The 8,391-nt window shown below is 71.7% G+C and carries 1 protein-coding gene; it reads right to left on the reverse strand.

Translation table 11 applies throughout. The features are described from left to right. Positions 1-99: 99 nt before the first annotated feature. Positions 100-8,055 (reverse strand): non-ribosomal peptide synthetase, encoded by a 7,956-nt coding sequence (locus QSK35_RS07525; protein ID WP_285743582.1) that lies wholly within the window; start codon positions 8,053-8,055, stop codon positions 100-102. Positions 8,056-8,391 lie beyond the last annotated feature (336 nt).

Genomic DNA, 8,391 nt, shown 5'->3' on the forward strand with positions numbered 1-8,391 from the left:
CCTGCGCTGAAGCGTCCGTCCACAATAGACACAACTGGGGTCGGGGACTGACAACCACGAAGCGCGGGGCACCGCATGCCAGCGGTGCCCCGCGCTTCGTCATGTCGTGAGCCAGTCGGCTTCCAGCAGGTCGATCTCGTCCTGGGACAGCGACACCAGCGACAGGTCCGACGGCGTGTGACCACCCGCGTCGGAGGCGGCGCCGAGCCCGCCGAGCACGTCCAGCGCACGGAACCAGGTCTCCGCGAGGTCGCGGACATCGGCTTCGGTGAGCAGTCCGTCCGGCCACGTCCAGGTCGCGACCAGCCGCGGCCCGGCCGGGTGGTCCTCGGTGTGCGCGTTGACCTCCAGCGCGTGCGTCATCGGCATCCCGGCGTCCGCGCCGGCCCCGAGCGGCTCGGCCTCGGCCGCCGCCGACCAGTCCGCGGGCCGGGTGGACACGGGGAACCGGCCCAGGTAGTTGAACCCGAGCTGCGGGGCGGGCCGGTCCGCGAGTACCGCCGCGGTGTCCGGGTTCAGGTGCCGCAACAGCCCGTAGCCGATGCCGTTGTCCGGCAACGCGCGCAGCTGCTCCTTGATCCGCTTGAGCACCCGGCCCGCTTCCCCGCCGCCGCGCCACAGCTCCGCCCAGTCCCGCACGTCCGGGTCGAGCCGGACCGGGTAGAGACTGGTGAACCAGCCGACGGTGCGGGACAGGTCCGCGCCGGCCACGGACTCCTCGCGGCCGTGTCCCTCCAGGTCGAGCAGCACGGTGCCGTCCCCGCCGCGCGAACGCCGGCGCCGCCAGTCCGCGACGGCGAGCGCCAGGCCGGTGAGCAGCACGTCGTTGACTCCGGCGTGGTAGGCGGCGGGCACGGTGGTCAGCAACGGTGAAGTGCGCTCGGCAGGCAGGGCCAGGACGAGCTCGCGTGCCGTGGACATCACGTCGGTCGTCAGGTCGAGGGCGCGGTCGCCGAACAGCGGGTCGGGCCCGTCGAGCTGTGCGGTCCACAACGGAAGCTCGCGCAGCCGTTGCTCCTCCGAAGCCGCCCGCGTGAGCCGTTCCGACCACGTCCGCAACGACGTGCCGACCGGCTCGAGTGCCGCGGCCCGCCCGGCGCTGACCGCCTCGCACGCGGCGGCGAGGTCCGGCACCAGGATGCGCCAGGAGACACCGTCGACCACCAGGTGGTGCACGACGACCAGCAACCGGCCGGACCGGTGCGGACCGGCGTCGAACCACACCACCCGCACCAATCGACCGGCCGCCGGGTCGAGCTGTGCCACCGCCGCGTCGAGGTGTTCCGCGATCGCCGCGCGCAGGTCGTCGAGGTTGTGCGCGTCGACCCGCCGCACCAGGCCCGCCGCGCGGACCACTCCCGGCGCCGGTACGTCCAGCGTCCCGTTCGCGGTGTTCAGCCTGGCGCGCAGGGCGTCGTGCCGGTCCAGCACCGCCTGGACCCCGGCCACGAGATGCTCCTCCCGCAGCCCGGCGGGCACCTGCAGCACCATCGACTGGTGGAACCGGCGGATCGGGCCGCCGCGCTCGGCGATCCAGCGCATGACCGGCGTGGCGGGCACCTGCCCGACACCGGTGTCCGGGCGGGCCGGCTCCGCCGCGGCCCGGTCGACCTGACGCGCGATCGAGGCGAGCATCGCGGGGGTCTTGTGCTCGAACACCTCCCGTGGCGTGAGCTCGACACCGGCCTGGCGAGCGCGGCTCACCAGCTGGATGGAGATGATGCTGTCGCCACCGAGGTCGAAGAAGCTGTCGTCCACGCCGACCCGGGACAGGCCGAGCAGCTCGGCGAACAGCCCGCACAAGGTCCGTTCGACGGGTGTCCCCGGCTCGCGTCCACCGGCCACTGTGGACAGATCGGGCGCGGGCAGGGCCGCGCGGTCGAGCTTGCCGTTGGGTGTCTGCGGCAGCTCGGTCAACGCGACGATCGCGGCGGGCACCATGTAGTCCGGCAGCGACTCGCCCGCGTGCCGCCGGAGCGCACCCGAGTCGATCGGTCCGTCAGCTCGGGGCACGACATAGGCGACGAGCTGCCGGACACCGGGACGGTCCTCCCGCACCACCGCGGTCACCTGCGCGACGCTCGGGTGCTGTGCCAGCACCGACTCGACCTCGCCGAGCTCGATGCGGAAACCACGGATCTTCACCTGGTGGTCGATCCGGCCGCAGAAGACCAGGTCACCGTCGGCGTTCGCGCGGACGAGGTCGCCCGTGCGGTACATCCGCGAGCCGGGCGGCCCGAACGGGCAGGCGACGAACCGTTCCGCCGACAGGCCCGGACGGTTGAGGTAGCCGCGCGCCAGTCCCTCGCCCGCGATGTAGAGCTCGCCCCGCACGCCGGGTGGAACCGGCATGAGGTTGCCGTCCAGGACATAGGTCTGTGTATTGGTGATCGGACGGCCGATGGGCGGCAGCCCCGCACCGGTCAGCGGTGCGCTCATCGACGCGCACACGGTCGACTCGGTCGGTCCGTACGCGTTGATCATCCGGCGGCCCTGCGACCACCTGGCCACGAGTTCCGGTGCGCTCGCCTCACCGGCCACGACCAGCGTGCCGCCGGCGAGCAGGTCGGTCTCGGCCGGCATCGCGGCCAGCGCCACCGGCGGGATGGTCGCGTGCGTGACCCGGTGCCCGCGCAACAGGTCCGCGAGCGGGTCTCCGGGCGCCAGGTGTTCCGGGGGCGCGACGACGAGTGCGGCGCCGGACAGCAGTGCCATGCACAGTTCCCAGAACGCCGCGTCGAAACTGGGTGAGGAGAACTGCAGCACCCGGCACCCAGGGCCGACCTCGAACCGTTCAATCTGAGCGGCCAGCAGGCTGGCGACGCCGCGGTGGGGCACCACCACGCCCTTGGGCCGGCCGGTCGAGCCGGAGGTGTAGATGAGGTACGCGGGCTGCTGCGGCGAGATCGGGGCGTCCGCAGCCGGAGGCGTGGCGTCCAGGAGCTCGACGGTGGCCGGGTCGTCCAGCAACAGCGTCGCCGTGCCGTCCGGCAGCCGATCCGCGACGCCCGCGGTGGTCAGCGTCAGCGCGGGGCGGGCGTCGTCGAGCATGTAGGCGATGCGGTCGCGCGGATACTCCGTGTCCACCGGGAGGTACGCCGCGCCCGCCTTGAGCACGGCGAGCAGCGCCACGACCATCTCGACCGAGCGTGGCACGGCGACCGCGACGAACTGCTCGGCGCCGATCCCCCGCGCCACGAGCAGACCGGCCAGCCTGCTCGCCCGCTCATCGAGGTCCACATAGGACAGAACCTGGTCACCCGACAGCAGCGCGGGCGCATCGCCGTCCCGCCGGACCTGCGTGGCGAACAGCTCGGGCACGCTCGCCAGGGGCACGTCGGCCGCGGTGTCGTTCCACTGTTCCAGCACGAGCCGGCGCTCGTCGGCTTCGAGCAGGTCGAGCCGTCCGACGAGCAGGTCCTCTTCCTCGACGACGCTGGTGAGCAGCCGCACCACGCGGCGCATGATCGCGGCGACGGCGTCCGCGCCGTACACGTCCGTGCGGTAGTCCAGCCGCACCCGCAGCCGCTCCCCCGGTGTCAGCACGATCGCCAGCGGGTAGTGGCTGGTGTCGCGGTCCTCCACCGCGGCGATCCGCAGGTCGCCGTCCGCCCCGGTCCCGTCGGTCTCGAACGGGTAGTTCTCCACCATCGTGGTGGTGTCGAACAACTCCCCGACGCCGGTGAGGCGCTGGATGTCGGCCAGGCCGAGGTACTGGTGCGGCATCAGCGCGGCCTGCTGGTCCTGGATCCGCACGAGCAGCTCGGCCAGCGACTCGGCCGGATCGAGCGTGACCCGGACCGGCAGCGTGTTGATGAACAACCCGACCATGTTCTCGACGTCGGGCAGCTCCGGCGGCCGGCCGGACACCGTGGTGCCGAAGACGACGTCCGTGCGGCCGGTGAGCCGCGCGAGCAGCAGTCCCCAGACGCCCTGCAGCACCGTGTTGATCGTCAGACCATGCCTGCGGGCCTGCCGCCGCAACGCTTCGGTCAGCTCGGCGGAGAGCTCCTCGGTCAGCTGCGCGGGAGTCACGGACACCCGGCCGGGATCCGCGGGCGCGAGCCGGGTGGGTTCGTCGAGTCCGGTGAAAGCCTGCCGCCACGCCGCCTCCGCCGCCGGGCGGTCCTGCTCGGCGAGCCAGGCGAGGTAGTCGCGATAGGGGCGAACGGGTGGGAGCGCGCCGCGCCCGCGCAGCCCGTCGTAGAGCGCGAGCAGATCCCGCGCGATCAGCGGGGTCGACCACCCGTCCATCAGCAGGTGATGGCTCGTGATCAGCAGCCGGTGCGCCTCCGGTCCGACGCGGACCAGAGTGCACCGCATCAGAGGTGGTCGCGCCGGGTCGAACTTGCTGCGTTGTTCCTGCGCCAGCAGGGCGTTCACCAGTTCCTCGTGGGCGAACTCCTCCATGGTGGACAGGTCGATCTCCTGCCAGGGCAGGTCGGCGTCGCGCGGGATGTACTGCAGCGGCTGTGCGACATCGGTGTGCCAGAACCCGGCGCGCAGGTTGGCGTGCCGGTCGAGCAGCGCCCGGCAGGCGGCGCGCAGCACTTCCACGTCGAGCGGGCCGCGCAGGTCGACGACCGTCTGTCCGATGTAGACGTCGATGCCCTTGTCGTCGTACAGCGTGTGGAACAGCAGGCCTTCCTGCAACGGCGACAGCGGCAGGATGTCGTCCACCGCGGGCAGCCGCTCCTCCAGCCGCTCGATCTCCCGCTGCGACAGGGATACCAGCGGCAGGTCGGAGGGAGTGCGCCCGCCGGTTCCGGCATGGCGCACGAGGGCGTCGAGTGCGGTGAACCACGACTCCGCGAGGTCGGCGATGTCCTCTTCGGACAGTGCTTCGCCCGCCCACGTCCAGGTCGCGCTCAGCCGCGGACCGTCGGCGTCGTCGCGGGTCAGCGCGTTGACCTCCACGGCGTACGGCAGTGGCAGGTCCGGCGCCATGCCGCTGTCCAGCACGTCCTGGCCACCGGCCATCGTCCAGTCGCGCTCGGCGTCGGCCCCGAACCGGCCGAGGTAGTTGAAGCACAGTTGAGGCGTCGGCGCCCCGGCGAGCGACGGAGCCGTCTCGGGGTTGAGGTAGCGCAGCATGCCGTAGCCGATGCCCTTGTCGGGCAAGGCGTTCAGCTGTTCCTTGACCCGCTTGATCGCGTCGGCCGCCGCGATGCCGCCCGTGGTCACCTCGGCCAGGTCGGTCACCCCGGCGTCGAGCCGGACGGGGAACACGCTGGTGAACCAGCCGACCGTGCGGGAGAGGTCCACCCCGTCCACGATCTCCTCGCGGCCGTGCCCTTCGAGGTCGATCACGATGTCGCTGTTCGAAGTGCCCCGGCGCCGGCGGCGCCAGTCCGCGAGCGCGAGCGTGAGACCCGCGAGCAGCACGTCGTTGACGCCCGCGTGGAACGCGGCCGGCAGGCTGCTCAGCAGCGGCGCCGTCCGTTCGGCGGACAGGTCGACGGTCAGCGCGCGCAGGGTGCCCGCCACGTCGCGCGCGGGCTGCAGCGGCCGCTCGGTCAGCGCCGAGCCGGGGCCGTCCAGGATGCCGGTCCACAACGGCAGCTCCGCGACCCGTTCCGGCGACGACGCCTGCTCGGCCAGCCGCCGGGCCCACTGCCGGAACGACGTCGGCACCGGCTCGAGGCGCGGGCGGTCGCCGGCCGCGATCGCCTGCCACGCGGCGGTCAGGTCGGCCAGCAGGATCCGCCAGGACACGCCGTCGACGACGATGTGGTGGATCACCAGCAGCAGCCTGCCGGGCCGCCGCGGCCCGGCGTCGAACCACACGGCCCGGACCATCTCGCCGGCTTCCGGGTCCAGAAGTCCTTCCACACGAGCGGTCTGCTCGGCGACGACGGCGTCGAGCCGTTCGTCGTCGAGCCCGGTCACGTCGACGCGATGCACGAAACCGGCCGCATCGACCGACCCGACCGGCGTGATCTCGGCGGAGAGCGTCTGCCCGGCGGGCGTGTGCACCACCCGCATGCGCAACGCGTCGTGGTGGTCGAGCAACGCCTGGATCGCCGCGACGAGCCGGTCCTCACCGAGCTCGGCGGGCACGCGCACGAGAATCGACTGGTTGTACCGCGTGCTGGACGCGGTCCACTCGCGCAGCCAGTGCATGATCGGTGTCGGGGTGACCGGCCCGATCCGCGTTTCGGTGCTTTCCGCGATCGGTGAGACGACCCGGTCGGCAACGAGCGCGAGCGCCTCGGCGGTCTTGCGCTGGAACACGTCGCGCGAACTGAACCGCAGGCCCGCGCGGCGGGCGCGGCTCACCAGCTGGATGGCGACGATGCTGTCGCCGCCAAGGTCGAAGAAGCTGCTGTCGACACCGACACGGGGCAGGCCCAGCACCTCGGCGAACAGCTCGCAGAGGAGCTTCTCCTCGGGCGTCCGGGGTTCTGCCGTGCTCACCGCGTCCGCGAGGTCGGGCGCGGGCAGCGCCTTGCGATCCAGCTTTCCGTTGGGGGTCAACGGAAGCGCGTCAAGTGCGACGACCGCCGCCGGCACCATGTACTCGGGCAGCAGCGCGGCGACGTGCGCGCGCAGCACCGCCGCATCGGGTACCGCCTTCGGGGTCACGTAGGCCACGAGCTGCTTGCTGCCGGGGCGATCCTCCCGCACGATCACCGCGGCGTTGGCGACGTCCGGATGTCCGGCGAGCGCGTTCTCGATCTCACCGAGCTCGATCCGGAACCCGCGGATCTTCACCTGGTCGTCGACGCGACCGACGAAGTCGATCTTTCCGTCCTCGGTCCAGCTGACCAGGTCGCCGGTCCGGTACATCCGCGACCCCGGCGGGCCGAACGGGTCGGCGACGAACCTCTCGGCGGTCAGCGCGGCCCGGTTCAGGTACCCGCGCGCGACACCGGCACCCGCGACGTACAGCTCCCCCGTGACGCCGGGCGGAACCACCCGCAGGTTCGAGTCGAGCACGTACAGCCGCGCGTTGCGAATCGGCACGCCGATCAACGGCCGGTCGCTGTCGGCGATCCGCCAGAACAGCGCGTCGACCGTGCACTCGGTCGGGCCGTAGGTGTTGTAACCGACCAGGTCGCCGCGCCCGGCGAGCTCCGTCCACAACGACTGCGGAACCGCCTCACCACCGAGGTTGACCGCGCGCGGCACATGCCCGCCCGGTTCCGTGACACCGACTGCGGCGAGCTGCTGGAAGTAGGTCGGCGTGAGGTCGAGGTAGTCGATGCGGTGCGCGGCGACGTACTCGGCGACCGCGTCGGCGTCCCGGCGGGTGTCGTCGTCGATCAGGTGCAGTTCGTGCCCGGACGCCATACCCGCCACGGGACTGAGGGACGCGTCGAACGAGAACGACGCCGAGTGCAGCAGCCGCAGCCGCCCGCCTTTGGCGACGGGATCGAACACGTTCACCCGGTAGTTGTGGGACAGGTTGGTGAGCCCGCCGTGGCAGACCACCACGCCCTTCGGTTTCCCGGTGGATCCGGACGTGTAGATGACATAGGCGGGATGCGCCGGCGCGGGCCGCTCGACGTCGAGATCGTTCGCCGCCCTGGCACTCAGCTCTTCGACGACATCGGGCGTATCGACGACCAACCGCTCGGTCTCCCCCGGCAGCTCGGCGGCCACCTTTGCGGAGGTGATCACCAGCATCGGTCGCGCGTCCTCCAGCAGGTACGCGATCCGGTCCGGTGGGTAGGCGATGTCGACGGGCACATACCCCGCCCCGGCCTTGAGCACGGCGAACAACCCGACCACCAGGTCGAGCGACCTCGGCAACGCCAGCGCCACCAGCGACTCCGGCCCGGCGCCCCGGCTCACCAGCACCCGCGCCAGCCGGTTGGCCCGCACGTTGAGCTCTACATAGGACAGACGTTCTCCGTGACATACCAGCGCGATGTCGTCCGGTGTCGTTCGCGCCTGCCGCTCCAACTGCTCGTGCAGGTGCTCGTCCAGCAAAGGGTCATCGGTGTCGTTCCACGCCAGCAACATCTCGGCGCGCTGGGCCGGCGTGAGCAACTCGACCAGCGAGGCGGGCCACATCGCGGGGTCCGACATCACTTGTGCGGTCTCAGACATGGTTTGTCCACCTCGAACTTCGTCGATCGCGTGCCGCCACGTGGAACGGCGCAATGCCCGATTATTGAGTGGCAAGGCCGGTTTTCGGCTCGCTGATGCCGCTACTTGCAACGGGTTCTTGGCTGCCGGTGTCGTGGGGCGCTGCGTCTTCCGGGGCGCCTTCGGCGCCGCGATTGGGGCTTGACTTGGGGCCCCTCGCGGCGTGGTGGGCCGGCTCCGCCGGCAGATCACGATCTGCCGGCCCAACAAGGGCTACCACACCGCACCCCAAGTCAAGCCCCAATCGCGTTCCGTACGTGCCCACCAGACGCGCCCCACTCTGGGTGCGTGGTCGCC

The organism is Lentzea sp. NBRC 105346 (genome assembly GCF_030269605.1).
In the GTDB taxonomy this organism is placed as follows: domain Bacteria; phylum Actinomycetota; class Actinomycetes; order Mycobacteriales; family Pseudonocardiaceae; genus Lentzea.

Coding starts and splice junctions, on each gene's coding strand:
- QSK35_RS07525 (WP_285743582.1), bottom strand. CDS start 8,055: ATGTCTGAGACCGCACAAGTGATGTCGGACCCCGCGATGTGGCCCGCC.